Origin of the sequence: Pantoea sp. USHLN256 (genome assembly GCF_037149875.1) — a bacterium.
Classification (GTDB): Bacteria; Pseudomonadota; Gammaproteobacteria; order Enterobacterales; family Enterobacteriaceae; genus Pantoea; species Pantoea nemavictus.
Genome location: NZ_JBBCQO010000002.1, coordinates 770,741 through 796,266, shown reverse-complemented (window position 1 = coordinate 796,266; position 25,526 = coordinate 770,741). Strand labels below are relative to the sequence as shown.

Below are 25,526 nucleotides of genomic sequence, written 5' to 3'. Positions count from 1 at the left end.
TCTAAGGAGAGCAGATCTATCTGCATATTCATGCATGCGCACAAAAATAATCGGGTATGTTTTTAAACATGATGTGCATTAAAGATGCCAGAAAAGGCTATCCCACCTTAAAATGGTGCTAAGGCGCAGTGTGTAGTAGCAGTAGAAAGCTTATATGACATGTATCCTTGCTGGAAAGCGGAGCCGTACAACTGAGGCCTGTAGTCTGGTTAACTGACAAAAACAGGGAGAGTTATGACAGGAAAAATTATCTACGTCGTGCACAGTCCCAGCCCCACGTTGGGACGATCACCGCTGCAAAAGGGATATTTTCCTTACGCGCTTACAAAAAAGTATATCGAGTCGCTTCAACGAGAGTTGGATAGGCTCGACATAAACTGCAGGGTTATTGCTGACGATACAGAGTCCGATATTGAGGTATTGATAACGCGCTACCCTGTACTTCTCGTCTGCGCCCCGGGACTTCGTTATCAGTTTTACCATCAGGGTTTCGACAAACAAAAAATTGTCTGGTTAGGCGTCATGGAATATTGCTCGTCAGATCCCCGTTCTGCGCTCAAGAAGCTGGCGGAACTGGCTTTTGCTGATTTTTAGCAGGGTTGTTATTATTGATGTGGTAGAGCTACTCAGTCGCCATGTTTTTGACGTCCGCTCCTCGCTCATAGCGGACGACAGGACGATGAACCTGTCAGTAAGAAATAGCGACTATTCTGCCGGCGTTTCCATTCATGAGCTCTTCCAGCTCGCTCAATCCCCTGCAAGTGGTTTCATCAAGCGTGGGTATGCCTGAGATAAATACGTGATGATGGAGCAACAATAGCGTCGGTACATCGCCTACTATTATCCGGCGCGGCATGAATATCTGAAACCTGTGCTCTCAACCTCTAAACGTCATCAGCAACCAACACTAATGACGTTAATTTGCCATTATGGCATGCGCGTTAATATCGCAATGCACAATGCATCTGCACCTAAACCATGCATCCTGAAAAGAGTTATTGCGACCTCTTAGGCTTGCCCTCATTTATACCCGCCTGAATATCTATGATCGGCCACACAATTTACAACCTGTTTACCTGACAGCCACAAAAATCTGTGCCAAAAAGTGTCCAGCGGCATTCGAGATTTATGCCCTGGCACGTCAATTGCTTTAGCTACCCGATGTCAGCTGCAGCAATCTGACAACCTGTGTGCATTATTAAATCCATCAAATTGATTTAATAAATTGCTTTCCATTAGCTTCAAGGCGGAAACACCATGAAAATCCGATTCAATCCAGTCATAAAAGGTTGTTTTGCAGCGGTTCTGTTAGCCAGCGTTGGCAGCGCGGCGGCGGCAACCACGTTAAATGCGCTATTTATGACGCAGGCGGCGTACAGCGAAAATGATATTCGCGCGATGACGCAGGAGTTTCAGAAAGCGCACCCGGACGTGCAGGTTAATCTTGAGTTTGTGCCGTACGAAGCCCTGCACGACAAAATTGTCGCAGCGCGTGGTGCAGGCGGTAACGGCTACGATGTGGTGCTGTTTGACGCCATCTGGCCGGCGGAATTCACCAAGTTTGATCTGCTGCAGGATGTTAGCAGCCGTATCAGTGCCGACGAAAAAGGGCAGATTTTTCCTGGCGCGATGAACACCGTGCAGTTCAAAGGCAAAACCCTCGGCATGCCGTGGATCCTTGATACCAAATATCTCTATTACAACAAAGCGATGCTGGAAAAAGCCGGTATCACCACGCCGCCTCAAACCTGGCAGCAGGTGATGGACGATGCGCGCATCATCAAGCAGAAAAATATCGTCAAATATCCGCTGGTGTGGAGCTGGTCGCAGGCAGAAGCGCTGGTGTGCGATTACACCACGCTGGTATCCGGCTTCGGCGGCAAATTCTATAACAACGACAAACTCGATTTCTCCTCACCTGCCTCGCTGCAAGCGGTCAAGTTGATGAAAAGCTCGCTGGATGAAGGCTTGAGCAATCCGGCCTCGCGCGAGTATCTGGAAGAGGACGTGCGTAAAGCCTTCTCCAACGGTGATGCGGCCTTCGCGCTCAACTGGACCTACATGTACAACATGGCCAACGATCCGAAACAGAGTAAGGTCGCCGGCCAGGTGGGTATCGTTCCAGCGCCGGGCGACGCGCCAGGCAAATTTGGTGCGGTAAACGGTTCGATGGGCCTCGGCATCACCAAAGGCAGCACACATGCAGATCAGGCATGGCAATACATTAGCTACATGACCTCACAGCCGGTGCAGAACAAATACGCCACGCTGAGTCTGCCCATCTGGAAAAGCTCGTATCAGGATCCGGCGGTGCTGAAAAATCAGGAAAGCCTGATCGCCGCCGCGGATAAGTCGCTCAACGTGATGCTGTCGCGTCCGGAAACCGCCGACTATTCACGCCTCTCCAATACCCTGCAGCAGCAGTTGCAGCAGGTGCTGGTCGGCAGCGCGACGCCAGATGCCGCGCTGCAGGCGGTAGATAAAAGTGCGGCGCGTCTGCGCTAAGGGGCAACAATGCTGAGTTTGCGTCAACGCGAACAACGGCAGGCATGGGTGCTGCTGGCACCCATGCTGTTGGTGATGCTGTTACTCACCGCATGGCCGCTGTTACGCACCATCTGGCTAAGCTTCACCGATGCCGCCTTAATTGGCAGCGGTGATGCGCCGGGCTGGATTGGTCTGGAAAACTACCTGTTCGCGATTACCGATGAAGATTTTCGCAGTTCACTGTGGCGCACGCTCTATTTCACCGTGGTGTCGGTGGCGATTGAGGGGGTGATTGGCGTGCTGGTGGCACTGTTGCTAAATCAGAAATTCGCCGGACGCAACGTGCTGCGCGTGCTGGTGATTCTGCCGTGGGCGCTGCCAACCATCGTTAACGCCATGATGTGGCGCCTGAATTTCAACCCGGATTACGGCAGTATCAACGCCCTGCTGACGCAACTCGGCATCATTGACGGCTATCGTAGCTGGCTGGGTTCGCCCGATTCGGCGCTCAATGCGGTGATGTTTGCCGATATCTGGAAAAACTATCCGCTGGTGACCTTGCTGGTGCTGGCAGCGCTGCAATCCATACCGGACGATCTGTTCGAAGCCGCGCGGCTGGATGGCGCATCGGCATGGCGCCGTTTTCGTGCCATCACCTTCCCGGCGATTGTCGGTCCGCTCAGCGTGGCATTGGTGCTACGTACCATCGACGCCTTCAAAATCTTCGACATCATTTATGTGATGACGCGCGGCGGCCCGGTTGATAGCACCAAAACCCTCAGTTTCTACGTTTATCAGGAGTCATTCAGCTATCTGCGTGCCGGCAGCGGCGCGGCTTACGCGATGTTGATGACCTTGTTGTGCGCGGTGCTGATCACGCTTTACATGCTGTTACTGTGGCGGCAGCGCCGCAAAGGAAGCGCGCATGAAGCTTAAATTACGTCATGTCGGCAAATATGCTGCCGCACTGTTGGTGGCGTTTTCAGTGCTGGCACCAATGGGTTGGCTGTTCTTGATGAGCGTCAGCGCCGCCAGCGATCTTACCCGCGTGCCGCTGGAGTGGCTGCCGCGCCAGTGGGATTTCACCCGCTACGGCAAACTGCTGTCGCTGGAACCCGGCCAGCCCGGCGTGCTGTTCCTGCATGCGCTGGGGAACAGTTTGCTGGTGGCCACCGGCGCGACCCTGATCTGCTTGTTGCTGGCCATTCCGGCAGCGTTCAGCTTCTCACGCTATCGCGGTCGCGACGGCTGGCTGTTCGCCTCGCTGGCGATCTATATGGTGCCACCGGTGGCGTTTGTGTTGCCGCTCTACTTCCTGTTACAGCAGTTTGATCTGTTGAACACGCGGCCTGGGCTGATCATCGTTTACTGCTCGCTGATTCTGCCGTTCCTGACCTGGATGCTGAAAAACCAGTTCGATACGCTGCCGCAGGATATTGAGCAGGCGGCACGGCTGGATGGTTTGCGCGTCTGGCAGGTTCTGCTGCGCATCACGCTGCCGCTGGCCAAGCCGGTGCTGGGCGCCGCGGCGCTGTTTGGCTGGCTGCTGGCGTGGGATGAATTTTTCTACGCGCTGCTGTTCACCAGCAACATCGCAGCACAAACTTTGCCGGTCACCATTGCCGGATTCACTGCCGGTCGCGCCACCGATGATGGCTTGATCGCCGCCGTCGGCATTCTGGCCTCTGTGCCACCGCTGTTTATTGCCATCTGGCTGCAAAAGACGCTGGTCAGCGGCCTTGCTAGTGGCGGGAGTAAAGGATGATGGAACATAAACTCACCGCCACGCTCTACGTGGTGGGTAACATTAATGTCGATTTGATCATGGGCACGCTGGATAGCTGGCCGCAGCGCGGCACCGAAGTGATGCTCAATCACAGCGAGCTGCGCCCTGGCGGATCGGCCGGCAACTGCGCGCTGGCGCTGGAAGCGATGCAGGTGCGCCATCGCGCGGTCGCCAATCAGGGCAACGATGGCCTAAGCGCCTGGCTGGCGAGCCATTTCCCTCACAGCGCCGCGCACTGGACGCGCTACAGCTGTGAAACCTCGCTCACGGTTGGCGTCACGCATTCGGATCACGAACGCTCCTTCCTCAGCAATCTCGGGCATATCGTGAAACTCAGCGCGCAGGATGTGCTGGATCAGCTGCCCACTACGGCGGCTGACGGCGATATCGTGCTGCTGTGCGGTACCTTCTTGTGTCTGCACTTGTATGACGAATATCCCGCGCTGCTTGGCGAACTGCAGCAACGCGGCTTTATCACCGCCGTAGATACCGGTTGGCCACCGCAGGGCTGGAGCGACGAGGTGCGCCAGCAGGTGATGCAGTGGCTGCCGCTGTGCGACTGGCTGCTGCTCAATGAAGTGGAAACACGCGGATTGGCAGCGGCAGAGAATCTGACGCAAAGTGCGCAATGGCTGTCGCAGCAGCTGAGCGGACGCGGAGGCTGCGTGGTGAAATGCGGCCCGCAGGGCGCCAGCTGCTGGCAAACTGAACATACCGTAAGTCAGCCTGCGCGTGCGGTGACGGTGGTGGATACCATCGGTGCAGGCGACAGCTTTAATGCCGGATTTCTCACCGCCCTGCTGCATCAGCAAGATCTTAATACGGCTTTGCAATGGGGCATTGCGGTGGCGTCGCTGGCCATCAGCACACTGCCGCGTCGCTATCCCGACTGGCATCAACTGCAACTTTCTCAGGAGTGTTAATTTATGGCCAGTGTTGAACTCGTTAAAGTGGCCAAACGCTACGCAAAACAGTCGGTGCTGCATCCGCTCGATCTCACTATTCCTGACGGCAGTTTTACCGTTTTGGTCGGCCCATCCGGCTGCGGCAAATCCACGCTGTTACGGCTGCTGGCCGGGCTGGAAAGCCTGTCGGACGGCGCGATTTTGATGGACAAGGTGCAGATCAACGATCGCGATCCGGCCGATCGCGATATCGCCATGGTCTTTCAGAGCTATGCGCTCTATCCGCACTTAACGGTGGCGGAAAACCTCGCGTTTCATATGCAGGTGAAGAAAGTGAAGCGTGAGGAGCAGCAGAGCAAAATTGCGCGCATCGCCGGGATTCTCGGCATCGACAAGCTACTGCAGCGCTATCCTCGCGCCTTATCAGGCGGGCAGCGCCAGCGTGTCGCGATGGGCCGCGCGATGGTGCGGAATCCCAAAGTGTTTCTGTTCGATGAACCGCTCTCGAACCTTGATGCCCAGCTGCGCATGGAGCTGCGCGCCGAGATCAAATCGCTGCATCAGCGATTCAAAACCACCATGGTTTATGTGACGCACGACCAGGTGGAGGCGATGACGCTCGCCGACCAAATCGTGGTGATGAAGGATGGCCGCATTGTGCAGCAAGGCGCGCCGCTGGCGATTTACGATCGTCCGGCCGATACCTTTGTTGCGCGCTTTATCGGCTCACCGCCAATGAACCTATTACCGGCGCAGCTGATCACGCGTGATGGCGTGCCCGGCGTGCAGTGCCAGGATCTGTGGCAACCGCTGCCCACGCGCTGGCAAGCGGCGGCGCGCGAGCGTGCAGGCGCAGCAGTGACGCTCGGCGTGCGTCCACACGATTTGCTGGAAAGCCGCAGCAACGCGGCGGCGCAGGTGAAAGTGGTGGAGATCACCGGCGAATCAACCTTGTTGCATCTTGAATGGCACGGTCAGGCGCTGCATATGCAGATCGCCGGTCGCCATGCAGCGGTGAGCGGCGACAGCATTATGCTGGGCTTTAACGCCGAGAAGATTCATTTGTTTGATGCGGAGACCGGACTGAGGTTAGGTGAGTCTTAATTTTATCGTTTCCAGGTGCGCATAAATGCGCACCCTACAACATACGGGTGCTGACTTGTAGGATCGCCATTTATGGCGACCAGAACTTAGGTGAGTGCAAAATACCTTTACCCTTCCGCCGTTACCGGCTGAAAGGTGCGGCGATTGAGGCTGGTGAAAATCACCAGCAGCGCCATCATCCCCAGCTCTACGCCGAGCGTGCCGGTAATCGCCGTCAGATGATTACCGTGCGCGTAGATCTGCGTGAAGACCCCGCCGAGCAGCATCGGGCCTAAACCCAGCGCCGATTGCTGGACGGTAGAAAGCACCGCACTACCGGCACCCGCCTGGTGATGCGGCACACCGCTCATGCCGATGCGGTAGAAGGTACTGACGATAAACGACTGGCCAAAACCAATCAGCACCGTGGCGGGAATCAGCGTGAAAATGCCGACCTGCGGCCAGGCGAGTTGTAACGTTGCGATCAGCACCAGCAGGCCAACCATCTGAATACCGCAGCCCATCAACAAGGTTGCACGCTTGCCTAAACGCTCGACGACACGCGTCGATTGCATCGCGCCAATAAAATACGCTACGCCAAGCGCAATAAACGCGTTACCCGACTGAAACGCCGTCAGCCCTAATCCGGCCTGCAACGTCAACGCCACTGAGAACATAAAGCCGCTCCAGCAGGAGAAGAACAGCACCGCCAGAGTTAAACCAAAACGCACGCTTGGCAGACGTAGCAAAGAAGGTGGCAGCAGCGGCGCTCCTTGTGCCGCTTCCAGCCGCAGCGAACTCTGGCGCAGACGATGCAGAAACAGCGGGAACAGTACCAGCAGCAAAATGCACGGCCACGACCAGTGCAGTAGCGGACCTAGCGCCAGGGCCAGCATCAGACAACCAATCGCGCCCGCCAGCAGCAATGTGCCGCTAACATCTACCGGCACTCGCTGGGTGTTCTGGGTTTCCGGCACAAAGCGGCGCGCGGTGATCAATACAAACAGGCAGATCGGCAGATTAATCAGGAACACGCTGCGCCAGCCGTAACCGCCAATGTCGGCTTTGATAAGAAAACCGCCCAGCACCTGACCGATGATAAATGCCAGTCCGCCAATCCCACCGTACAAGCCGATAGCGCGCGCGTGCGCTCTGCCCTTTAGCGTGATGTGCAGCGTAGCGAGGATTTGCGGCACGATAAAGGCTGCGCCCACGCCCTGTAACGCACGGGCAAACATCAACAGACTGACGCTGTTAGCGATGCCGCATAATAAAGATGCAATACCAAAGATCCATACTCCCGCGAGGAATACGCGACGGCGTCCGTAGTTATCACCCAGACGTCCGCCCATCGCCAGACAGATGGCAAAGGCAATGCCGTACACCGCAACGATTAACGCCAGCTCAATCGCAGTGGCCTGTAGCGTGTGGGCCATCGCGTCCAACGCCACGTTAACAATTGAAAAATCGATCATGGGCAGCAGTTGCCCGGCAAGCAGGACCATCAATCCTGTGCGTTGTAGTTGCGATGTTTGCATCGGTTTTACCCTTGTTTTTGGTTGCTATACCACATAGCATCACCTAACCGTTAAACGGGTACCAGTTCTTGTTTATCATGGTATAAATACTACCCGCTTCGTCTAAGGATCTGTTTATGAGCCTGGCATCCGCGCCTGTTAGCGCCGAACATAACAACCGCAAATTACTGGGGACTTTTCTGCGCACGCGGCGTGAAAACCTTGACCCTAATCGTCTGGGTTTGCCGCGCATGCGCCATCGCCGCACACCAGGTTTGCGACGTGAAGAGGTCGCGCAGTTAGCGGATGTCGGCGTCACCTGGTATACGTGGCTGGAACAGGGGCGGGATATTAAGGCCTCGCCGAAAACCCTGACGGCGATTGCAGCCGCGTTGCAGTGCAATGATGTGGAAACCCAGCACCTGTTTTCGCTCGCCGGGCATTCGTTGCCGTCAGTGCGCGTTGCGGCGGCCTGCTGCAAAATCGCCGCACATAATCAGCAAATGCTCGATGCCATCCAGTTGCCCGCCATTATTGAGACGCCGCGCTTCGATATCCTTGGCTACAACGCTGCATGGTGTGCGCTGATGGGCGTCGACCTGGCCGAAATCGCGCCGGAAGATCGCAACTGCATCTGGCTGGCGTTCAACCATCCGATATGGCGTAACGTCATTAGTGACTGGGATGAAGTGATGCCGCAAATGGTGGCGATGTTTCGTGGGCAGATGGGCGAGCACCTTGGCGATCCACACTGGGAAAGCTATCTTGCCCGCTTATTGAATAGCTCAGATGAGTTTGCCCACACCTGGCAGCGCTATGAATTGGGCCAGGTGGAGAACCGGGTGAAACGTTTCTACCGCGCGGAAGTGGGTGAACTCACGCTGCGGCAAAATAACTGGTGGTCGGCGTCGCGCAACGGCGATCGACTGTTGGTGTATGTGCCGGACGATGAAAACAGCGCCACGGCACTGCAACAGCTGATCAAGCCCTAATCGGCTACGCCTTGCCCGTCAGCGCCGGAATCGGTGTTTGCGGGCGAGCGTCCTGCTGGCGAGTCAACAAGATCTGTCCCAGCAAGCTATCTTTGTTCACCACGCCATATTTCAGGTTAGTGTCGAGATATTTACGATCAAACCCCGTCAATTTGGTCAGCGGCGGCAGCACCGCAGGCAAACGATCCACCATCAACATGCGGCTCAATTTAACCGGACGCCACTCCACCAGGCTCTGATAAAGCAACGCGCTGGCTTCGCATTTCCGCAGATAGAAGTTGTATTGATTGTTTTCGCGTAACGCCTGCTGCTGTGCGATATACACCACCAGATAATCGGGCGGCGTAATGCCCTGCACAATAGTTTCATAATCAGGCAGCGCGAGCAGACGACGAAAAAACTCATCGGCACCGACTTCCACAATCGGGCGGAAGAAGTGCAGCCAGCGCGCTATAAAGGCGTTATTTTTCGGCGCGGCAAGAAACCAGGATTCAATCACCGGATAGGCTTTATCCAGCGTGGAGCTGTCGCGATAAAACGCGATCAGGTCATAACGATCCGCGCTGTTTACCGCCAGCAACTCATCCATGGTGCGATTGAGAATAATGGTGGCATCCATCCAGATCCCGCCGTAGCGATGCAGCAGTTCCAGCCTGATGACATCACTTTTGTGTGAAGGTCGCATATCCTGATGCACGAAGTGCAAACCCGGCAGGTAGTCCTGAATATTCAGGTTATTAATCACCGTAACCTGATAGCCGGGATTTTCGCGCACGATTTTATCGACAAAAATCTGCACTTCCGCCGGCAACGTTTCACTTTCCCAATACATCCAAATCTGACGCGGTATGGCTGCAGGTGCCGTCTGGCGCGGCAGCAAATTGATATCCTGCTCCGCAGCCGGATTGTAGTCAGGTAGCGTTCTGCGTTTGGTAAGCTTTTTCTCTGCCAGTAAACCTAATGAGACCAGATGGGTTTTGAATTTATTCTTTTTCATGGTTTCTCCAGCAGCACGGCCGCTAGTGACTTAATCATTGCTGTTAAAAAAAGGCGTGCATTAGCCCTACGGCAAAGGGTCGTAGATAGCTGATAAAAGCCCGGAAAATTGAGACAAAATTAACAAACAGCACCCGGAACGACAATTTAATAAACGGGTTAAGCGTCACTTTAAGAGAATACGTAGAACTGTGGGGTCGCCGCGCCCCTGGTTTGTGAAACGTTACGCAAAGCCGAACATCTTACAAGAACGGTTAAAATTAATACTGGATATATAAACAGTAATGCGTATACTAATCCAACAGCCAAAGGGCTAAGTGAGTCTGCAAGAGGTGATAATGATGATGATCTCAACCGAAAGTCTGTCTGCTTTGAATACATCCTTGTTGATGGGCAGTCGTGAAATTGCCAGGGTCACAGGCATCACACACGGTGAAGTGAAACGACTGATTAAAAGTCTGGAAACTGCCCAGCGTCTTTCCCAGCCGCTGACGGTTAATCATTATGAGCATCTGGGTGAAATGCGGCAGGAGTTGCAGCTCAATAAGCGGGACTCATTGTTAGCCGTGGCGCGACTCTCGCCCGGTTTTACTGCGGAAATACTCGATCTTTGGCAGCAGCGTGAACAATTTACTCATCTGCCCGATTTCACCAATCCGGCCGAAGCGGCCCGCGCCTGGGCGGAACAGTTTGAACAGCGTCGCGCTGCCGAACAGCAACTTGCGTTATCTACGCCTAAGGCTGAATTCTTTGACCGCTTTGTCGAAGTTGAAGACTCGCTCGGCTTTCGTCAGTTATGCAAAATGTTGAAAGTGAAGGAAACGGAGTTTCGTGAATTTCTTTTAGCGCGCAACATTATGTACCGTGAAAAAGGCACCCTGGCACCACAGCAGCATCATATGCAGGCGGGTTATTTTACGCTGCGATCCGGCCGCGGCGAAAATCAGCATGCGTTTTCGCAGGCACGTTTCACCGCTAAAGGCGTGAAATGGGTGGCGAGTTTATGGGCGGGACATATGTCGGACCAACCGAAAGGTGTCGCGGCCTAGATGTGCATTTTGCGCATCAGGCCTGGCACGTATGACGCACCTGACGGTCTCGTCGGGTGCGCACTGGAATAATTACAGCGTCATCAGCATCTCGTGCCACGCCATCCCGCCATGATCGGACTCGGACGGTTTGATGTATTGATATCCCCACTTTTTATACAGCTCAACGTGCTGGGTTTTACACATGAGGTGAATGGTTTGCTTGTTCATCAGCCTCATGCGCTCAATAAACTGGCGCATCAGCAGCGACGCATAGCCTTTGCCCTGGAAAGTAGGATCGAGCACTACTGACATAATCACCGCATTGGGTGCAGCAGGATCGTGGCCGATAAGCTCTTTGAAATCCTCATCCGACATCACCACGTCCCACGCACAACCCGCATTGATAAAACCGATGACTTCACCGTCTGCTTCCAGGCACAAAAAGCCCTGTGGATATTGCGCGATGCGGGTAGCGATTTTCTCGTGCGTTGCCGCCTCATCGCCTTCATAGGCTTCAATTTCAATCGCGTAACAACGATCCACATCTGCCCGCTTCGCTTCTCTAAACACTAACGTCGACACAACTAAACCTCATCGTTTTACTTCTGAACGACGGTCATTCTAACAGGCGAGGAGAATAGGCGTGCTGATTGATCTGCCTGCTGCATATAAAGTTACCTGGTCGCCATGAATGGCGACCCTACAGGCGTTAAAGCGATGATGCTTCAGGAATAGGCATTGATGCTGCAGCGCGGGTTGAGGCGACATCCCAGCCCGCTGAGCGAGTGAGGGATTCCAGGGCGAGCCGCAGGGATGCGGCGAGAGGCGGCGCTGAGCAGGAGCGAATCGCCGCCGGTCCGTCAGGAATCGCGATTGAGTGAAGGCACCGCGAAGCGGCGGGATGGGCTGGCGCAGGGCCGGGGAGTGCAGAGGGCGCGGCCAGGCGACCTCTGCTCGGTCGCCGCACGACATAGCTGAAACTACTCCAGTCGATGGCGAACGAAAGTCGCTCAGCGCTGAACTAATCGGCATTATGCCATTCAGGGCGACCGATGAACCGAATATCAGGTTAATCGATGGTCACCACGCGATTTTCCCGCGCGCTGATAAAGGCGGCATCCAGCACCGCCAATACGTCAATGGCTTGTTTGGCGGTCACCGGCGGTTCGTTACCGTTACGCACCGCTTCGGCAAAGGCTTCATAATAGGCGTGATAGGCGCCCTGCTCCGACGGCACCGCTTCGTCGCCCTCTGCGTGGTGTAAAGTGCCCCAACGGTCACGTGGCTCGAAGCCCCAGTTGGCCAAATCATCCGCTGGGCGCTTACCGGCAAAAATCGCCTGCGCCTGTACATCGGTGCCTTGAGAAAGATAGCTGCCCTTCTCGCCGTAAACGCGCAACTCACGCGCGACAAGATGATTCACCTTGCTGGATGAAACTTAGGAATGGCTGCCATTTTTATGCGTGAGTGTGATGAAGAAGCTGGCGTCGGTTGGACCTTCATCCACCTCAATAATGTCCAGTTGTGCGTACACGCTGCATACCGGGCCCAGCAGCCATAAAGCCTGATCGACCAGATGACTTCCCATATCACGCAGCAAACCGCCGTTGGGGCCGCCTTCCAGTGTTTGCGGTTCGTCGAGATCCATACGATTATGCAAACGCCATACTTTGCCCAGGCGTTGCTGCTCAATCAGTTTCTTCAGCGTCTGGATATCTGCATCAAAGCGACGGTTGTGATAAACCCCTAACACCACGCCTTTCTCCTGCGCCGCCGCAGCCAGCTCACGGCCGGTTTTGGCATCCGGCGCAAAGGGTTTATCGGCTATCACCGCCACACCCGCATCGATCGCTTCCAGCACCAACTCACGGCGGGTTTGCGGCGGCGTGGTGATGGTGACGATATCTACCCCCGCCGCCAGCATTTCGGTCAGGCTGGCGTAAATCGGCACGTCGGGGAAATCCGCTTTCACTTTCGCAATGGTTGCCGGTGCGCGGGCGACAATCCCCGCCAGCTCAAGCCCTTTTGCTGCCGTGATAAAGGGGGCGTGGAAATTTTTGCCGCCGGTGCCGTAACCCACAATGCCAATTTTCATGCTTGCTCCGTGTGCGTTAAAAGAGAAGTTAATGTCATTACCAATAACATATTAGTAACAACTTAACGCGTTCAGCCACACAAAATTGGCATAAAAATATCATTTTAATAGAAAATGGCTTTACTGTGCCGCCGGGAAATTCCGTTTGATCGGGGCGAATTCTTCCACACTTTTCCCCAACAGACGCTGCGGGCGGAAGTCACTCAGTAATTCACTCGCCACATCCTTGACCAACTCCTCAGCCACCAGCTTGCCAATCAGCGGCGAAAGCGTGATTCCGCTGTGCGTCACCGCCACATACACGCGCTGATGCGGCGTCACATAACCCAGCGCGGGCAAACCATCTGCAGGTCGCGCACGTTGCCCCACCACGATCTGTTCAATCTGCAACTCGCCAGCATCGTCAAACAACGCGTGATAACGTTCGCGGAACTGCCCGGCGATATCGCGGTGGAGGGATGGTGGTGCGGCGGAATCGGCCAGATGATCCAGCTCCAGCGCTTGTAGCAGCAAACGTCCGCCGCCATCCGGGCGCACGTTAAGCTGCGGCGAGATAAGATTGGCGTGCAGCGACAGCGGTTGCGGCGCGGTACGCACCAGGAAGCTGCAGGCCACCGCGTTGGGTTTGCTGGTATCCAGCAGCGCCAGATTGAGGCCAAGTGAATTCAACAGCTGATTGGCCCAACGCCCGGTGGCCAGCACCAGACGATCGCCCTGCCACTGCTCGCCGTTTTCAAGTTGGAGGGTAACTTGCGTAGCACTCTCGCTGATGCTGATGATGCGCTGTTGCTGATACAGCACCGCGCCATGCGCTTTAGCCTCTGACCATAAACGCGCCAGATAAATCGCGGGATGCAACACCGATTCGCTGGGGAAATGCCACACGCTGCCGCTAATCGCTTGCGCGCGCAGCTCAGGAATATCGCGCAGCACATCAGCTGGCGAAGCTTCACGCGCCGCATAGCCAAGCGACTGCAGCGACGTTGCGCGCTGCAGTAAGCGCTGCTGCGCATCGCCCTGCGCGGCCCACTCCCAGGTGCCGCCGGTCTCCAGCCAGCGCAAACCGTTCGGCTGCGCCTGTTGCAGTTTGCGGTGCTCTTCCATTGATAGCGCATTAAGCTGGTGATAACTGTGCGGCTGTTTGCCGTTGGAGTTAACCCAGGCGAACGTGGTGCTGCTGGTTCCTGCACCGATATGCTGCTGTTCGAATATTGTGACTTCAATGCCCTGCAAGGCTAAAGCGCGCGCCACCGCTAAACCGATAACGCCGCCGCCAATAATTGCAATTCTTTGTGCTGTCATAATGGGCTCCTGAATAAAGTGCCAATAGCATAACAGCCCAAACAGATGAGAATTGCGATATCTTAATAAGGATTGTGGCTCAGGTTATAAGAATTTCATCTGAATACCGACATCATAATTATACCGCCGTCAGAATCTTCCCATCAGCGAAATAGGCCAGCAAATTCTCCAGTACATTATTGGTCATTTGCGCACGTGTTTCATGAGTTGCGCTGGCAATGTGGGGAGTTAATAGCACATTATCCAATTGACGCAGCACCGGATTAATAATCGGTTCTTGCGGATAGACATCCAGCGCCGCACCTTTAATGGTTCCCTGCTGTAAAGCAGCGATCAGGTCCGCTTCATTGATGACCGTGCCGCGCGCGATATTGATCAGCACGCCCTCTTTACCCAGCGCTGTCAGTACTTTTGCATCAACTAATTGCAGGTTTTCCGCGCTGCCCGGTAATGCCAGCACCAGAAAATCGCTAAATGCTGCCAGCTGCTCAATGTTGTCGCAACGCTTGTAACTCACCTCTTTCGCCGTGCGCGCGGTATAAGCCACCTGCATGCCAAAGGCTTCGGCTCGGCGGGCAATGGCTAATCCAATTGCACCCAAGCCAGCAATACCGATTCTTTTCCCGCTGGCGCGGCTGGATAGCGCCACCGCGTTGTTTTCCCAGGCTCCCGAACGCGCAAATTGATGGTAAGCCACCAGATTGCGGGAAAATGCCAGCGTCAACGTCAGAGCTAAATCCGCAACGTCATCGGTGAGGATATCGCGCGTAATACTGATCTGAATATCATGCGCCGCAGCATAATTAAGGTCGATACGATCGGTGCCCACGCCAAATACCGCAATCGCTTTACACTCTGGCAGCTGCTCCAGCAGTGCAGTCTCAACCCCAACGTCGCCACGCGTGACAATCGCCTTAATCGCTGTGCCGTGCCGCGCAATAAATACCGCCGGATCGGGCTGTTCATATAAACGATAGCAGTGAAAATGCTGGGTTAGCTTTTCATCCAGCTGTGGCATCAGCGGCTGAATTATCAAAATGGCAGGTTGTGAAGTTGTCATTATATTTTCCATTAGGTGTATTTATTTGCCACCAGCCTAACGGAGTTATTTATGTTACGGCGCAGCTGTTACTTTTTTCGCTAATACGATCACACTGAAAAGGGGAAATGATAAATCGCGTGGAATGAGAAAAATGACAGTTAGTATCCATGGTTTAGGTAGCGCACAAGGTTTTCTTGCTCGAAATCTTGCCTAATTTTATGGCAACAGGCCCAAATATTAATAAAAATACAAAATCAACGAGGTTAAATTAGAAAGCGAAACTTGTCTAAAGCACTTACTGTCATAGGTAAACCTTGTCGTAAAAGAGAACTAAGATAATCGGTCACACACATTTCAGGATTTTTAAAGCATGCGCGCTGAGCATTCACTGCTTGCAATACCAACGCCTGATTTAAGTCGAAAAGATCCATTATAAACTCGTCAGGGTGAAGGGCTTCAATGTGAAATTCTGTCATCAAATCTGCTGGAAAATCTTTTAAATTCATCGTGACAATGATTTCAGCCTTACACCTGATAGCGGTCGCTACCACATGGCGGTCATTCGGATCGGGCAGTGTGATGCCTGGAATTAGCGGCTCAAATCCAGATACCATGGCATCCGGAAGCGCTTTTTTCATCAACGCCTCAGTACGAGCAAGCTGCTCATAAGTTATTTCAGGTCGATTTGCGCGTAAATTACGCTGCCATTCATTCTGAATAATTGAGGTCCATTTCGGTTGGTAAAGCCCCGTCAAACCAAGACGAATCAATACATCACGCAACGTGGATGGATATAAAACACATGCATCCAACACGACGGCAAAAGGTGAATGGTTCATTAGTAAAAATTAAGTTCCTGGCCTTGGTCAGCCAACGCTTGCATTGCATCATTGCTCTCTTGGGCGCGTTTTTCTTTGAAATTCATAAGATCAGCGAAGAGTACGCGACGATGACGACCTGTTTTATGGTATGGAATCTGACCTTCTTCTAATAGCTTCACTAGATGTGGACGTGAAACGTTTAAAATATTCGCCGCTTCCTGCGTTGTTAATTCAGCGTGTACAGGAACCACCTGAACTGCATTTCCTACAGCCAATTCACCCAACACCGACATCAGCAGCGTTAGCGCCGACGTAGGAAGTTCGATGTAATGTGTCTCGTTATGCACATCCTGAATGGATATTTTTTGCGTTTCCAGTTTGGTGGAAAGATAAGTCGCGAGATCCCTCTGCCCACGCAAAGCAGCCTCAATCTCCTTCGGAGCCGGGAGGCTCAAGTTATCCAGAATTGAGTTTTTCATAAGTTTTCCAACTAGCAGTGAGTGATTAACACGGGTTTTAATGAGCGAATAGTAATCGAAACAAACGAAAAAAACAATATTCGAAATAAACGAAAAGAACCGATACCGATCACAACGTGAAGCAGCTCAGATTTAAGTCAATCCTACCCTTGGGGTGTTCTAAATCTTTCGACCACGCGGCGCCCGCTGGCGAACTCACCTTACGCAGTCTACGGTTAATCAAAAAGCATAAAAATTTCACCAACCATGGATAGCCACGATGACCGCCCATGTCGATACCACAGCACATCAGGAAAGCGAACTTCTTCAGCTGCAGCAAAATTTACAGGCACATCTTGAACATTTGCTGCCTGCGGGTCAGCCTACCGATCGCGTGCGTGCCGCCATGCGGGCCGGGACTTTGGCGCAGGGCAAACGCATTCGACCTTTATTACTGATGCTGGCCGCGCGCGACATGGGGTGCGAGCTGACTCAACATGGTCTTCTCGATCTCGCCTGCGCGGTAGAGATGGTGCACGCAGCATCGCTGATTCTTGATGATATTCCATCAATGGATAACGCGCAGATGCGGCGTGGTCGCCCCACCGTGCATCGCGAATTTGGTGAAAACGTGGCGATTCTGGCGGCCGTCGCCCTGCTTAGCCGTGCTTTTGAAGTGATTGCGATTGCACCCGGCTTGCTCGCGCAGCATAAATCCGAGGCGATTGCTGAACTCTCCTCAGCCGTTGGCCTGCAGGGATTGGTGCAAGGGCAATTTCAGGATTTGCACGAAGGCGCGCAAAGCCGCAGCCCGGAAGCCATCGCGCTAACCAATGAATTGAAGACCAGCGTGCTGTTTCGCGCCACGCTGCAAATGGCGGCGATTGCCGCTGATGCTGCGCCGCAGGTGCGGCAACGTCTCAGCCTCATCGCTCAGGATTTGGGTCAAGCTTTTCAGTTGCTCGACGATCTCACCGATGGCTGCAAACACACTGGAAAAGATGTGAATCAGGATCAGGGCAAATCCACCCTCGTACAAATGCTTGGTGCTGATGGTGCGGAACGCCGCCTGCGCGATCACCTGCGCAGCGCTGATGCGCATCTCGCCAGCGCCTGCCATCGCGGCATCGCCACTCGCCAATATATGCACGCCCTGTTTAATCAACAGCTGGCGATGTTCAACTGAGCGCGGCTCCGCCCGTGGGCCACTTTGCGGTGATTGCGCCGCCGCTTTACAGCCACTTTCACGCCTTGCAGGCGCTGGCACAAACGTTGCTGGCGCGCGGCCATCGCATCACGTTTATTCAACAAGCCGATGCGCGCACCTTGCTCAGCGACGAACGTATTGATTTTGTTGCCGTCGGGCAGCAGACGCATCCTGCCGGATCGCTGGCGCCGGTGTTGCATCGCCTGGCGTCGCCGGGCGGCTTATCGCTGTTTCGCGTGATCAGGGATCTTGCCAGCACTACCGACATGCTGTGCCGCGAGCTACCGGCAGTATTAAAGGCATTAAAGATTGATGGTGTGATTGCGGATGAAATGGAGGCGGCGGGAGGTTTAGTCGCGGAGGCTTTACGTCTGCCGTTTGTGTCGGTGGCCTGCGCGTTGCCGGTCAATCGTGAAGCCGGCATTCCACTGGCGGTCATGCCCTTTCGCTTTGCCCAGGACGAGAAAGCGCTGAAACGTTTCCAGGCCAGCAGCGATATCTATGATCGTATTATGCGGCGTCACGGCGAGGTGATCCGCAAACATGCACGCGCATTTAACTTAACCGAGCGCAGCGGTTTGCATCAGTGCCTGTCGCCGCTGGCGCAAATCAGCCAGATGGTGCCCGCGTTTGATTTTCCGCGTCAACATTTGCCAGCCTGTTTTCATGCGGTGGGCCCGCTGCGCGCCCCGATTTCGCCTGCGCCGCTCAATGCGCCCTGGCCAGCGCTACGCCAGCCGGTGGTGTATGCCTCGCTTGGTACGCTGCAGGGACACCGTATGCGGCTGTTTGTGCGTCTGGCACAGGCGTGCCGCCAGCAGCGGCTGTCGTTGGTGATCGCCCATTGCGGTGGCCTGAATGCGCATCAGGTGCACCAACTTGAGTTGGCCGGTGCCGCGTGGGTGACCGATTTCGTCGATCAGCGCGCGGCACTGCAGCATGCGCAGCTGTTTATCACCCACGCTGGCTTGAATAGCGCGCTGGAAGCACTCGAGTGCGGCTCGCCAATGCTGGCGCTGCCGATAGCCTTTGACCAGCCCGGCGTGGCGGCGCGCATTGAGTGGCACGGCGTGGGCCGCCGCGCTTCACGTTTTAGCCGCGTCCCGCAACTGGAACGTCATTTACACCAGCTGCTAAACGACGAGCGCTATGTGCTACGCATGTCCGCGATTCAGGCGCAGCTGCAGCGCGCAGGCGGCTGTCAGCGTGCGGCGGATATCGTCGAGCAAGCGTTATGCCAGCAACAAGTTGTGCTCGCGGAGGCCACCTAATGCACGCCCAGTATGATGTGATTCTGGTCGGCGCCGGACTGGCGAATGGCCTGATTGCGCTGCGCCTGCGCCAGCTGCAACCGCAATTGACTTGCCTGCTACTGGAGAGCAACGCGCATCCGGCGGGAAATCATACCTGGTCCTTTCATCGCAGCGATCTCACTGCTGAACAGCTGAATTGGCTGGAACCGCTGATTTCCGTGCGCTGGCCGGGTTATCAGGTTCGTTTTCCCGCGCTGCGTCGTACATTGCACGGTGAGTATTGTTCGATTTTCTCAAGCGATTTTGCTCGCCAGCTGAAAGACGTCATCGGCGACGATCTGTGGTGTAACGCGCCGGTAAGCGTGGTTTCACCTACGCAGGTGACGCTGGCAGATGGCCGCGAACTTCATGCGCAGGTGGTGATCGATGGTCGCGGCTTGCAGTCAACGCCGCATCTTCAGTTGGGTTATCAGGTGTTTGTCGGACAAGAGTGGCAGCTGGCACAGCCGCATGGTTTGCAGCAGCCAATATTGATGGATGCCACCGTCGATCAGCAAGCGGGCTACCGTTTCGTCTACACGCTGCCGCTCAGCGCCGACCGCCTATTGATTGAAGACACCTACTACGTTAATCAGCCCACGCTGGACGAAAACAGTGTACGCCAACATCTCGCCGACTATGCCGCGCAGCAAGGCTGGAAGCTCAGCATGCTGCTGCGTGAAGAGCATGGCGTGTTACCCATTACTTTAAGCGGTGATATCGATCGGTTTTGGCAGCAACAGCGCGACCAGCCTAGCAGCGGGCTGCGTGCCGGATTATTTCACGCCACCACCGGCTATTCATTGCCGTCAGCCGTCGCACTGGCAGAACGGGTTGCCCGCAGCTTGCCGGGCGACGCCAGCACGATCAGCCAGCAGATCGAACGTTTTGCGCGTCAGCAGTGGCGCGATCAGCGCTTTTTCCGCCTGCTGAATCGCATGCTGTTTCTCGCCGGACGTCCCGAGCAGCGCTGGCGCGTGATGCAACGTTTCTACCGGCTCGACGCCGGACTGATTAGCCGCTTTTACGCCGGGCGACTGCGCCTGCGCGACAAAGCACGAATTTTATCCGGCAAACCGCCGGTGCCCATCGGCGAAGCGCTGCGCGCGCTATTGATGACTTCAGGTAATACAGGGAAGAAAAAATGAAACGCACTTACGTGATTGGCGCAGGCTTTGGTGGCCTGGCGCTGGCGATTCGCCTGCAAGCCGCGGGCGTGCCGACAACCTTGCTGGAGCAGCGCGATAAACCGGGCGGACGCGCTTATGTGTTTGAGGATGAAGGTTTTACCTTCGATGCCGGGCCAACGGTGATCACCGATCCCAGCGCCATTGAAGAGTTGTTCACGCTAGCAGGAAAATCGCTCAGTGATTACGTCGAACTGATGCCGGTGACACCGTTCTATCGCCTGTGCTGGGAAGATGGTAAACAACTCGATTACGATAACAATCAGCCGATGCTCGAGCAGCAGATTGCCACGTTCAACCCGCAAGATGTCGCTGGCTATCGCCAGTTTCTCGCCTATTCGCGCGAGGTGTTTAAAGAGGGTTATCTGAAACTCGGCACGGTCCCGTTTTTGCATATTCGCGACATGCTGCGCGTCGCCCCGCAGCTGGGTCGTTTGCAGGCCTGGCGCAGCGTTTACAGCATGGTAGCGAAATTTATTCAGGACGATCACCTGCGCCAGGCGTTTTCCTTTCACTCATTGCTGGTCGGCGGTAATCCTTTTGCAACCTCATCGATCTATACCTTAATCCATGCGCTGGAGCGTGAATGGGGGGTGTGGTTTCCGCGCGGAGGCACCGGCGCGCTGGTTAAAGGTATGGCGCGACTGTTTGAAGATCTCGGCGGCGAACTGCTGCTGAATGCCGAAGTCAGCCAGCTTGAAACCACAGGTGACCGGATTAGCGGTGTTGAGCTCAAGGATGGCAGACGTTTCGCCGCCGCCGCCGTGGCCTCAAATGCCGATGTGGTCCATACCTACGACACGCTGCTGCGCCATCATCCGCACGCCCGCAAGCGGGCGACCTCGCTGAAGCGTAAGCGTATGAGCAACTCGCTGTTTGTACTCTATTTTGGCCTGAATCAGCCCCATACGCAGCTCGCGCATCACACGGTGTGTTTTGGTCCGCGCTACCGCGAGTTGATCGATGAAATTTTTAACAGCAGCGAGCTGGCAGAGGATTTTTCGCTCTATTTACACGCGCCCTGCAGCAGCGATCCTTCGCTGGCACCGCCGGGCTGCGGCAGCTTTTATGTGTTAGCGCCGGTGCCGCATCTCGGCACCGCTGACATCGACTGGCAACAGGAAGGACCGCGCTTGCGCGATCGAATTTTTGCTTATCTGGAGCAGCACTATATGCCGGGACTACGTCAGCAATTGGTGACACACCGCATGTTTACCCCGTTTGATTTTCGCGACACGCTGCATGCCCATCACGGTTCGGCGTTTTCGCTGGAACCGATTTTGACGCAAAGCGCCTGGTTCCGTCCGCACAATCGTGATGCTGATATCAGCAATCTTTATTTAGTTGGCGCGGGCACGCATCCCGGTGCGGGCGTGCCGGGTGTGATTGGATCGGCCAAGGCCACCGCCCAGCTAATGCTGGAGGATCGCCACCAATGAACCGTCAGCCACTCCTTGAGCAAGTCACGCAAACCATGGCGGTAGGTTCGAAGAGTTTCGCCACCGCCGCAAAATTATTCGATGCGCCAACGCGCCGCAGCACGCTGATGCTGTATGCGTGGTGCCGCCACTGCGATGATGTGATTGATGGACAAACGCTAGGCGAAGGGGGCACGCAACACGCGGTGGAGGATGCGCAGGCACGCATGCACCATCTGCAGATTGAAACGCGTCGCGCCTACAGCGGTGCCCACATGGATGAACCGGCGTTTAAGGCTTTTCAGGAGGTGGCGATCATCCACCAGTTGCCTCAGCAGCTGGCGTTTGATCATCTGGAAGGTTTCGCCATGGATGCGCGCGATGAACACTACGCAACCTTCGATGACACGCTGCGCTACTGCTACCACGTCGCGGGCGTCGTCGGCTTGATGATGGCCCGCGTGATGGGCGTTCGCGATGAAGCGGTGCTGGATCACGCCTGCGATTTAGGGCTGGCATTTCAGCTTACTAACATTGCTCGCGATATCGTGGAAGATGCGCAAAACGGCCGCTGCTATCTGCCGCAAACCTGGCTCGAGCAGGCTGGATTACGTGCCGAAACGCTTGGCGATCCGCAACATCGTACCGCGTTGGCATTGCTGGCAGCGCGCTTAGTGGCGGAAGCGGAACCTTACTATCATTCGGCACGATCCGGCTTGCCGGGTTTGCCGCTGCGTTCGGCGTGGGCCATTGCCACCGCACACGGCGTTTATCGCGAAATTGGGCTAAAAGTTCAGCAGGCCGGCGCGCACGCCTGGGATGCTCGGCAGCGCACCAGCCGGGCGGAGAAACTGGCGCTGCTGGTGAAAGGTGCGGGTTCCGCCATTACTTCACGCGTGGCTCGTCCTGAGCCGCGTCCGGCTGATTTGTGGCAACGTCCTCGTTGAGTTTGCGTCCGTGACGCTGGCGCAGCGTGGCCTGCAGCTTGCTGAGCGACGGCGCATACAGGAAGCCAAATGATACGCAGCCTTCACGTCCACGTACCGCATGATGCATGCGGTGCGCCATGTACAAGCGCTTAAGATAGCCTTTGCGCGGGATGTAGCGAAACGGCCAGCGTTGATGTACCAGACCATCGTGCACCATGAAATAGAGCGCGCCGTAAGTGGTCATCCCAGCGCCAATCCACTGCAGTGGCCACAAGCCCTGCACACCGACATAAATCAGCACAATCGCCAGCACCGCAAATACCACTGCGTAGAGATCGTTAAGCTCAAACTTACCGCTGTGCGGTTCGTGGTGTGATTCATGCCAACCCCATCCCCAACCGTGCATGATGTATTTATGCGAGAGCGCCGCGACGATTTCCATCACCACCACGGTCGCTAACAGAATAAGCGCGTTCCATAACCAGAGCATTGTTCGTCCATTTGTGGAAAAAGGGGGAAATACTAAAGGTGGACGCGGATAGCGGATGGCGCAAGGTAAGATGATTGAGTTTTTCAGGTTTATGGGAGGCGCGCATTGAAGTATCAGCAAACATCACACATACTCATCACACATACTCATCACACATGTTTATACACGTGTAATGTACACGGGGAAATTATGCCATCTACAACTGTAAGACAAAAAAAAACAGTCAGTGTGACACTTGAACCCACTTTGCTTGAACAAGCGAGAGAAGCTGGCCTTAATCTATCAGCAATCCTCTCCCGAGCTTTGCAACATGAGATCCGAGCAACAGAAGCAGAAAGATGGAAGCGTGAAAATAGCGAAGGTTTACAAGAGTTGAACCGCATCACTGAAGAACATGGATTACTGTCGGATGAATACAGGACGTTTTAGCAATGCAATATTTCATTTATCGCAACACTAACAAGAATAGCGAATACCCTTTTTTGATAGATGCCCAAAGCGAGATTATCGGCGAGCTGGCCTCGCGAATCGTTATTCCACTTTATCCCGTTAATCTATTCAAAAAAAACCAGGTGAAGCGACTCAATCCGGTGATTAATGTTGAAGGTGAGGAATACTTAGTCATGACCCACGAAATGGCAAGCGTACGCGAATCACTTCTCGGCGATCAAGTTATGGATGCGCATGTTTATCGACAGCGCATTAAAGATTCGATTGATTTTATCTTCGATGGGTTCTGAGAACTTTACATCAGCACATCCCCTCGTTAATATTGCCCTCCTTTCAGCGGCCTGCCGCCGCTGCGTAAGCGTTAACGTCAACCAACGCACCATATGCAGACCTGGTCTGCCTCATTGCTATGGTGCGAAAATATGACCCATACCGCCTTATCTGCGAATCCTGCCCTACGTCGTTCTGGTTTTTTCCTGTTTTTGCTGCTGCTGACGGCGGCCAATTTGCGCACGCCGATTACGGCGGTCGGTCCGGTGCTGGAAAATATTCGTCTGACGTTTGGCCTGAGCGCCAGCGCGGCGGGGGTGATTAACTTCTTACCGCTGCTGATGTTTGCCACCTTAGCGCCACCGGCTGCGTGGTTCGGCAATCGTTTTGGTCTGGAGCGCAGTTTATGGGGCGCGTTGCTGCTGATTACGCTGGGATCGGTGCTGCGCATTAGCGGCAGTGAAAATGCCCTGTGGGCCGGCACCGTAATTCTCAGCTCCGGTATTGCTGCCGCCAATGTGCTTCTGCCGCCGCTAATTAAGCGTGATTTCACCGAGCATACCGCGCGTTATATTGGGCTGTATGCAATGACCATGGCGATTACCGCCAGTATCGCGTCTGGCGTTGTCGTGCCGCTGGCAGAGTTGAGCAGCGCAGGCTGGCGTCTTTCGCTGGCGGTATGGCTGATTCCGGCGGTAGTCGCGCTGCTCGCCTGGCTGCCGTATTTGAAAAAGCCCGCCACTCAGAAAAAAGGTACAGCCAGCGCCACTCTCACGCGATCGCCCTGGCGCGCCGCATTAGGCTGGCAGGTTTCCCTGTTTATGGCTTGCCAGTCGCTGGTGTTTTACACCTTAATTGGCTGGTTCACCCCTTTCGCGCAAGACAGCGGCATCAGTCAACTGGAAGCCGGCGGCATGCTGTTTGTGTATCAGATAGTGGCGATCGTTTCGAATCTGGCCTGCATGAGCGCCTTGAAGAGAATGCGCGATCAGCGCGTAATCGGTTTTCTCGCGTCACTGGCAATCTTTGTGGCCGTAGCAGGGTTGCTGCTTGCGCCGAACTACGCGCTACTGTGGCTGATTCTGGCGGGGCTGGGGGCGGGAGCATCAATGGTGATTTGCCTGACGCTGTTTAATCTGCGCACCGGTGATCATCTGCAGGCCGCGAAATTATCGGGCATGGCGCAATGCGTCGGTTATGGATTGGCGGCGCTCGGGCCGTTGTGCTTTGGCCTGCTGCATGACGTCAGCGGCAGCTGGCAGTGGCCGCTAATGTTGCTATTAGTGATTGCGGCGTTGCAGATGGTGGTGGCTACGCTGGCGGGCCGCGCGCGGGTTATTTAACGTGGAACTCATTCAGCGTGGCGGTGGTGAGCGCATCTTGCTCAGTGGCACTCAATAACGAATCCAGTAAACCGGGAAAACGCGCGTCGAGATCGTCGCGTCGCAATGACAGCAGGTTTTCGCGGCCGGACGGTTTCTGCCAGATAATGCCGCCCTCGCGCAGCACGCGCCAGTGATGGGTCAAGGTGGATTTCGATACGCCTTTCAGCAGCGATCCGCAGGTATGTTCACCGCCATCCGCCAGAATGCTGACTACCGTCATGCGCATCGGATTGCCCAGTGCCGCCAGTACATTTTCCAGACGAATATCAGCGCGCGGTGGGTGATTTTCCAGCATGGCTTGCCTCTCAATGGTTCGTATAAGCACGAATTATCAGGCAGGCGCTGGAGGAAGTACAGCACACGGCGAGCGCAAACCCGCCGTG

General features: G+C 55.0%; 25 protein-coding genes and 1 pseudogene. 16 read left to right on the top strand and 10 right to left on the bottom strand.

Features of this window, described 5'->3' with window-relative positions; all coding sequences use genetic code 11:
• Positions 1 to 234 precede the first annotated feature (234 nt).
• The 6 genes from WFL93_RS08555 (at position 235) to WFL93_RS08530 (ending at position 6,282) form a co-directional block, all read left to right on the top strand.
• Positions 235 to 594, top strand: a complete 360-nt coding sequence (locus WFL93_RS08555) for a hypothetical protein (protein ID WP_336777871.1) — start codon at positions 235 to 237, stop codon at positions 592 to 594.
• 663 nt (positions 595 to 1,257) lie between these two features.
• Positions 1,258 to 2,505, top strand: a complete 1,248-nt coding sequence (locus WFL93_RS08550) for an extracellular solute-binding protein (RefSeq protein ID WP_007891184.1) — start codon at positions 1,258 to 1,260, stop codon at positions 2,503 to 2,505.
• Positions 2,506 to 2,514: 9 nt separating this feature from the next.
• Positions 2,515 to 3,423 (top strand): carbohydrate ABC transporter permease, encoded by a 909-nt coding sequence (locus WFL93_RS08545; protein ID WP_049851191.1) that lies wholly within the window; start codon positions 2,515 to 2,517, stop codon positions 3,421 to 3,423.
• Positions 3,413 to 4,252, top strand: coding sequence for a carbohydrate ABC transporter permease (locus tag WFL93_RS08540; RefSeq protein ID WP_007891180.1), 840 nt, complete (start codon positions 3,413 to 3,415; stop codon positions 4,250 to 4,252). The genes WFL93_RS08545 and WFL93_RS08540 overlap by 11 nt, the downstream gene beginning before the upstream one ends.
• The gene (locus WFL93_RS08535) at positions 4,252 to 5,196 is read left to right on the top strand and encodes a carbohydrate kinase family protein (RefSeq protein ID WP_336777975.1); all 945 of its coding nucleotides are present in this window, start codon (positions 4,252 to 4,254) and stop codon (positions 5,194 to 5,196) included. Before WFL93_RS08540 ends, WFL93_RS08535 begins: the two co-directional genes overlap by 1 nt.
• A 3-nt stretch (positions 5,197 to 5,199) precedes the next feature.
• Positions 5,200 to 6,282: an ABC transporter ATP-binding protein gene (locus tag WFL93_RS08530; RefSeq protein WP_336777870.1), complete on the top strand. Its 1,083-nt coding sequence runs from the start codon at positions 5,200 to 5,202 to the stop codon at positions 6,280 to 6,282.
• Positions 6,283 to 6,389: 107 nt separating this feature from the next.
• On the opposite strand, the gene WFL93_RS08525 is transcribed toward WFL93_RS08530, so the two are convergent.
• Entirely contained in the window at positions 6,390 to 7,799 is a 1,410-nt protein-coding gene (locus WFL93_RS08525; protein ID WP_049851195.1) for an MFS transporter, read from the bottom strand.
• Positions 7,800 to 7,915: 116 nt separating this feature from the next.
• Between WFL93_RS08525 and WFL93_RS08520 the strand changes: the two genes are divergently transcribed.
• Positions 7,916 to 8,770 carry a helix-turn-helix transcriptional regulator gene (locus tag WFL93_RS08520; RefSeq protein WP_180824192.1) on the top strand — a complete coding sequence of 285 codons (855 nt, stop codon included), beginning with the start codon at positions 7,916 to 7,918 and terminating at the stop codon, positions 8,768 to 8,770.
• Between the two features lie 4 nt (positions 8,771 to 8,774).
• Here WFL93_RS08520 and WFL93_RS08515 read toward each other — a convergent pair whose 3' ends face one another.
• The gene (locus tag WFL93_RS08515; RefSeq protein WP_336777869.1) at positions 8,775 to 9,767 is read right to left on the bottom strand and encodes a glycosyltransferase family 32 protein; all 993 of its coding nucleotides are present in this window, start codon (positions 9,765 to 9,767) and stop codon (positions 8,775 to 8,777) included.
• A 340-nt stretch (positions 9,768 to 10,107) separates the two neighbouring features.
• Between WFL93_RS08515 and WFL93_RS08510 the strand changes: the two genes are divergently transcribed.
• Positions 10,108 to 10,815, top strand: a complete 708-nt coding sequence (locus WFL93_RS08510; protein WP_193372784.1) for a phage antirepressor KilAC domain-containing protein — start codon at positions 10,108 to 10,110, stop codon at positions 10,813 to 10,815.
• Between the two features lie 72 nt (positions 10,816 to 10,887).
• Here the strand turns inward: WFL93_RS08510 and WFL93_RS08505 are convergent, their stop codons facing one another.
• The 6 genes and pseudogenes from WFL93_RS08505 to WFL93_RS08480 all read right to left on the bottom strand — a co-directional run bounded on the left by WFL93_RS08505 (position 10,888) and on the right by WFL93_RS08480 (position 16,536).
• Positions 10,888 to 11,379: a GNAT family N-acetyltransferase gene (locus tag WFL93_RS08505; protein ID WP_336777868.1), complete on the bottom strand. Its 492-nt coding sequence runs from the start codon at positions 11,377 to 11,379 to the stop codon at positions 10,888 to 10,890.
• A gap of 487 nt (positions 11,380 to 11,866) precedes the next feature.
• Positions 11,867 to 12,892: pseudogene (locus WFL93_RS08500) on the bottom strand (Gfo/Idh/MocA family oxidoreductase).
• A 120-nt stretch (positions 12,893 to 13,012) separates the two neighbouring features.
• Entirely contained in the window at positions 13,013 to 14,194 is a 1,182-nt protein-coding gene (locus WFL93_RS08495) for an NAD(P)/FAD-dependent oxidoreductase (RefSeq protein ID WP_336777867.1), read from the bottom strand.
• A 118-nt stretch (positions 14,195 to 14,312) separates the two neighbouring features.
• Positions 14,313 to 15,254 carry a 2-hydroxyacid dehydrogenase gene (locus WFL93_RS08490; RefSeq protein WP_336777866.1) on the bottom strand — a complete coding sequence of 314 codons (942 nt, stop codon included), beginning with the start codon at positions 15,252 to 15,254 and terminating at the stop codon, positions 14,313 to 14,315.
• Between the two features lie 245 nt (positions 15,255 to 15,499).
• Positions 15,500 to 16,075: a PIN domain-containing protein gene (locus WFL93_RS08485; RefSeq protein ID WP_336777865.1), complete on the bottom strand. Its 576-nt coding sequence runs from the start codon at positions 16,073 to 16,075 to the stop codon at positions 15,500 to 15,502.
• Positions 16,075 to 16,536 (bottom strand): helix-turn-helix domain-containing protein, encoded by a 462-nt coding sequence (locus WFL93_RS08480; RefSeq protein ID WP_336777864.1) that lies wholly within the window; start codon positions 16,534 to 16,536, stop codon positions 16,075 to 16,077. Before WFL93_RS08480 ends, WFL93_RS08485 begins: the two co-directional genes overlap by 1 nt.
• A gap of 259 nt (positions 16,537 to 16,795) precedes the next feature.
• On the opposite strand from WFL93_RS08480, the gene WFL93_RS08475 reads away from it, so the two are divergent.
• From WFL93_RS08475 to crtB, 5 genes are read left to right on the top strand one after another with little or no spacing between them, the layout of a single operon-like run.
• Positions 16,796 to 17,701, top strand: a complete 906-nt coding sequence (locus tag WFL93_RS08475) for a polyprenyl synthetase family protein (RefSeq protein ID WP_049853044.1) — start codon at positions 16,796 to 16,798, stop codon at positions 17,699 to 17,701.
• A gap of 14 nt (positions 17,702 to 17,715) precedes the next feature.
• On the top strand, positions 17,716 to 18,993 hold the full coding sequence (locus tag WFL93_RS08470; protein ID WP_336777863.1) for a glycosyltransferase: 1,278 nt from the start codon (positions 17,716 to 17,718) through the stop codon (positions 18,991 to 18,993).
• Positions 18,993 to 20,162, top strand: coding sequence for a lycopene beta-cyclase CrtY (crtY, locus tag WFL93_RS08465; protein WP_336777862.1), 1,170 nt, complete (start codon positions 18,993 to 18,995; stop codon positions 20,160 to 20,162). The genes WFL93_RS08470 and crtY overlap by 1 nt, the downstream gene beginning before the upstream one ends.
• A complete protein-coding gene (locus WFL93_RS08460) occupies positions 20,159 to 21,640 on the top strand; it encodes a phytoene desaturase (RefSeq protein WP_336777861.1) in 1,482 nt (493 codons plus the stop codon). The genes crtY and WFL93_RS08460 overlap by 4 nt, the downstream gene beginning before the upstream one ends.
• Entirely contained in the window at positions 21,637 to 22,566 is a 930-nt protein-coding gene (crtB, locus tag WFL93_RS08455) for a 15-cis-phytoene synthase CrtB (protein ID WP_336777860.1), read from the top strand. Before WFL93_RS08460 ends, crtB begins: the two co-directional genes overlap by 4 nt.
• On the opposite strand, the gene WFL93_RS08450 is transcribed toward crtB, so the two are convergent.
• Positions 22,505 to 23,038 carry a sterol desaturase family protein gene (locus WFL93_RS08450; RefSeq protein WP_336777859.1) on the bottom strand — a complete coding sequence of 178 codons (534 nt, stop codon included), beginning with the start codon at positions 23,036 to 23,038 and terminating at the stop codon, positions 22,505 to 22,507. The two genes, crtB and WFL93_RS08450, sit on opposite strands and share 62 nt — an antisense overlap.
• A 189-nt stretch (positions 23,039 to 23,227) precedes the next feature.
• On the opposite strand from WFL93_RS08450, the gene WFL93_RS08445 reads away from it, so the two are divergent.
• The 3 genes from WFL93_RS08445 to WFL93_RS08435 all read left to right on the top strand — a co-directional run bounded on the left by WFL93_RS08445 (position 23,228) and on the right by WFL93_RS08435 (position 25,101).
• Entirely contained in the window at positions 23,228 to 23,467 is a 240-nt protein-coding gene (locus tag WFL93_RS08445) for a type II toxin-antitoxin system CcdA family antitoxin (RefSeq protein WP_071531055.1), read from the top strand.
• A 2-nt stretch (positions 23,468 to 23,469) separates the two neighbouring features.
• A complete protein-coding gene (locus WFL93_RS08440) occupies positions 23,470 to 23,778 on the top strand; it encodes a CcdB family protein (protein WP_336777858.1) in 309 nt (102 codons plus the stop codon).
• A gap of 132 nt (positions 23,779 to 23,910) precedes the next feature.
• On the top strand, positions 23,911 to 25,101 hold the full coding sequence (locus WFL93_RS08435) for an MFS transporter (protein ID WP_336777857.1): 1,191 nt from the start codon (positions 23,911 to 23,913) through the stop codon (positions 25,099 to 25,101).
• Here the strand turns inward: WFL93_RS08435 and WFL93_RS08430 are convergent.
• Positions 25,094 to 25,438 (bottom strand): ArsR/SmtB family transcription factor, encoded by a 345-nt coding sequence (locus tag WFL93_RS08430; RefSeq protein ID WP_007889758.1) that lies wholly within the window; start codon positions 25,436 to 25,438, stop codon positions 25,094 to 25,096. The two genes, WFL93_RS08435 and WFL93_RS08430, sit on opposite strands and share 8 nt — an antisense overlap.
• Positions 25,439 to 25,526 lie beyond the last annotated feature (88 nt).

Excerpts from the sequence above, each read along its gene's own strand:
- WFL93_RS08510 (WP_193372784.1), top strand. The coding sequence starts at position 10,108 with ATGATGATCTCAACCGAAAGTCTGTCTGCTTTGAATACATCCTTGTTG.
- WFL93_RS08480 (WP_336777864.1), bottom strand. The coding sequence starts at position 16,536 with ATGAAAAACTCAATTCTGGATAACTTGAGCCTCCCGGCTCCGAAGGAG.
- WFL93_RS08530 (WP_336777870.1), top strand. The coding sequence starts at position 5,200 with ATGGCCAGTGTTGAACTCGTTAAAGTGGCCAAACGCTACGCAAAACAG.
- WFL93_RS08445 (WP_071531055.1), top strand. The coding sequence starts at position 23,228 with ATGCCATCTACAACTGTAAGACAAAAAAAAACAGTCAGTGTGACACTT.
- WFL93_RS08515 (WP_336777869.1), bottom strand. The coding sequence starts at position 9,767 with ATGAAAAAGAATAAATTCAAAACCCATCTGGTCTCATTAGGTTTACTG.
- WFL93_RS08450 (WP_336777859.1), bottom strand. The coding sequence starts at position 23,038 with ATGCTCTGGTTATGGAACGCGCTTATTCTGTTAGCGACCGTGGTGGTG.
- WFL93_RS08460 (WP_336777861.1), top strand. The coding sequence starts at position 20,159 with ATGAAACGCACTTACGTGATTGGCGCAGGCTTTGGTGGCCTGGCGCTG.
- WFL93_RS08485 (WP_336777865.1), bottom strand. The coding sequence starts at position 16,075 with ATGAACCATTCACCTTTTGCCGTCGTGTTGGATGCATGTGTTTTATAT.
- WFL93_RS08440 (WP_336777858.1), top strand. The coding sequence starts at position 23,470 with ATGCAATATTTCATTTATCGCAACACTAACAAGAATAGCGAATACCCT.
- WFL93_RS08535 (WP_336777975.1), top strand. The coding sequence starts at position 4,252 with ATGGAACATAAACTCACCGCCACGCTCTACGTGGTGGGTAACATTAAT.
- crtY (WP_336777862.1), top strand. The coding sequence starts at position 18,993 with ATGCACGCCCAGTATGATGTGATTCTGGTCGGCGCCGGACTGGCGAAT.
- WFL93_RS08475 (WP_049853044.1), top strand. The coding sequence starts at position 16,796 with ATGACCGCCCATGTCGATACCACAGCACATCAGGAAAGCGAACTTCTT.
- WFL93_RS08540 (WP_007891180.1), top strand. The coding sequence starts at position 3,413 with ATGAAGCTTAAATTACGTCATGTCGGCAAATATGCTGCCGCACTGTTG.
- WFL93_RS08545 (WP_049851191.1), top strand. The coding sequence starts at position 2,515 with ATGCTGAGTTTGCGTCAACGCGAACAACGGCAGGCATGGGTGCTGCTG.
- WFL93_RS08495 (WP_336777867.1), bottom strand. The coding sequence starts at position 14,194 with ATGACAGCACAAAGAATTGCAATTATTGGCGGCGGCGTTATCGGTTTA.
- WFL93_RS08490 (WP_336777866.1), bottom strand. The coding sequence starts at position 15,254 with ATGACAACTTCACAACCTGCCATTTTGATAATTCAGCCGCTGATGCCA.
- WFL93_RS08430 (WP_007889758.1), bottom strand. The coding sequence starts at position 25,438 with ATGCTGGAAAATCACCCACCGCGCGCTGATATTCGTCTGGAAAATGTA.
- WFL93_RS08550 (WP_007891184.1), top strand. The coding sequence starts at position 1,258 with ATGAAAATCCGATTCAATCCAGTCATAAAAGGTTGTTTTGCAGCGGTT.
- WFL93_RS08555 (WP_336777871.1), top strand. The coding sequence starts at position 235 with ATGACAGGAAAAATTATCTACGTCGTGCACAGTCCCAGCCCCACGTTG.
- WFL93_RS08520 (WP_180824192.1), top strand. The coding sequence starts at position 7,916 with ATGAGCCTGGCATCCGCGCCTGTTAGCGCCGAACATAACAACCGCAAA.
- WFL93_RS08525 (WP_049851195.1), bottom strand. The coding sequence starts at position 7,799 with ATGCAAACATCGCAACTACAACGCACAGGATTGATGGTCCTGCTTGCC.
- crtB (WP_336777860.1), top strand. The coding sequence starts at position 21,637 with ATGAACCGTCAGCCACTCCTTGAGCAAGTCACGCAAACCATGGCGGTA.
- WFL93_RS08435 (WP_336777857.1), top strand. The coding sequence starts at position 23,911 with ATGACCCATACCGCCTTATCTGCGAATCCTGCCCTACGTCGTTCTGGT.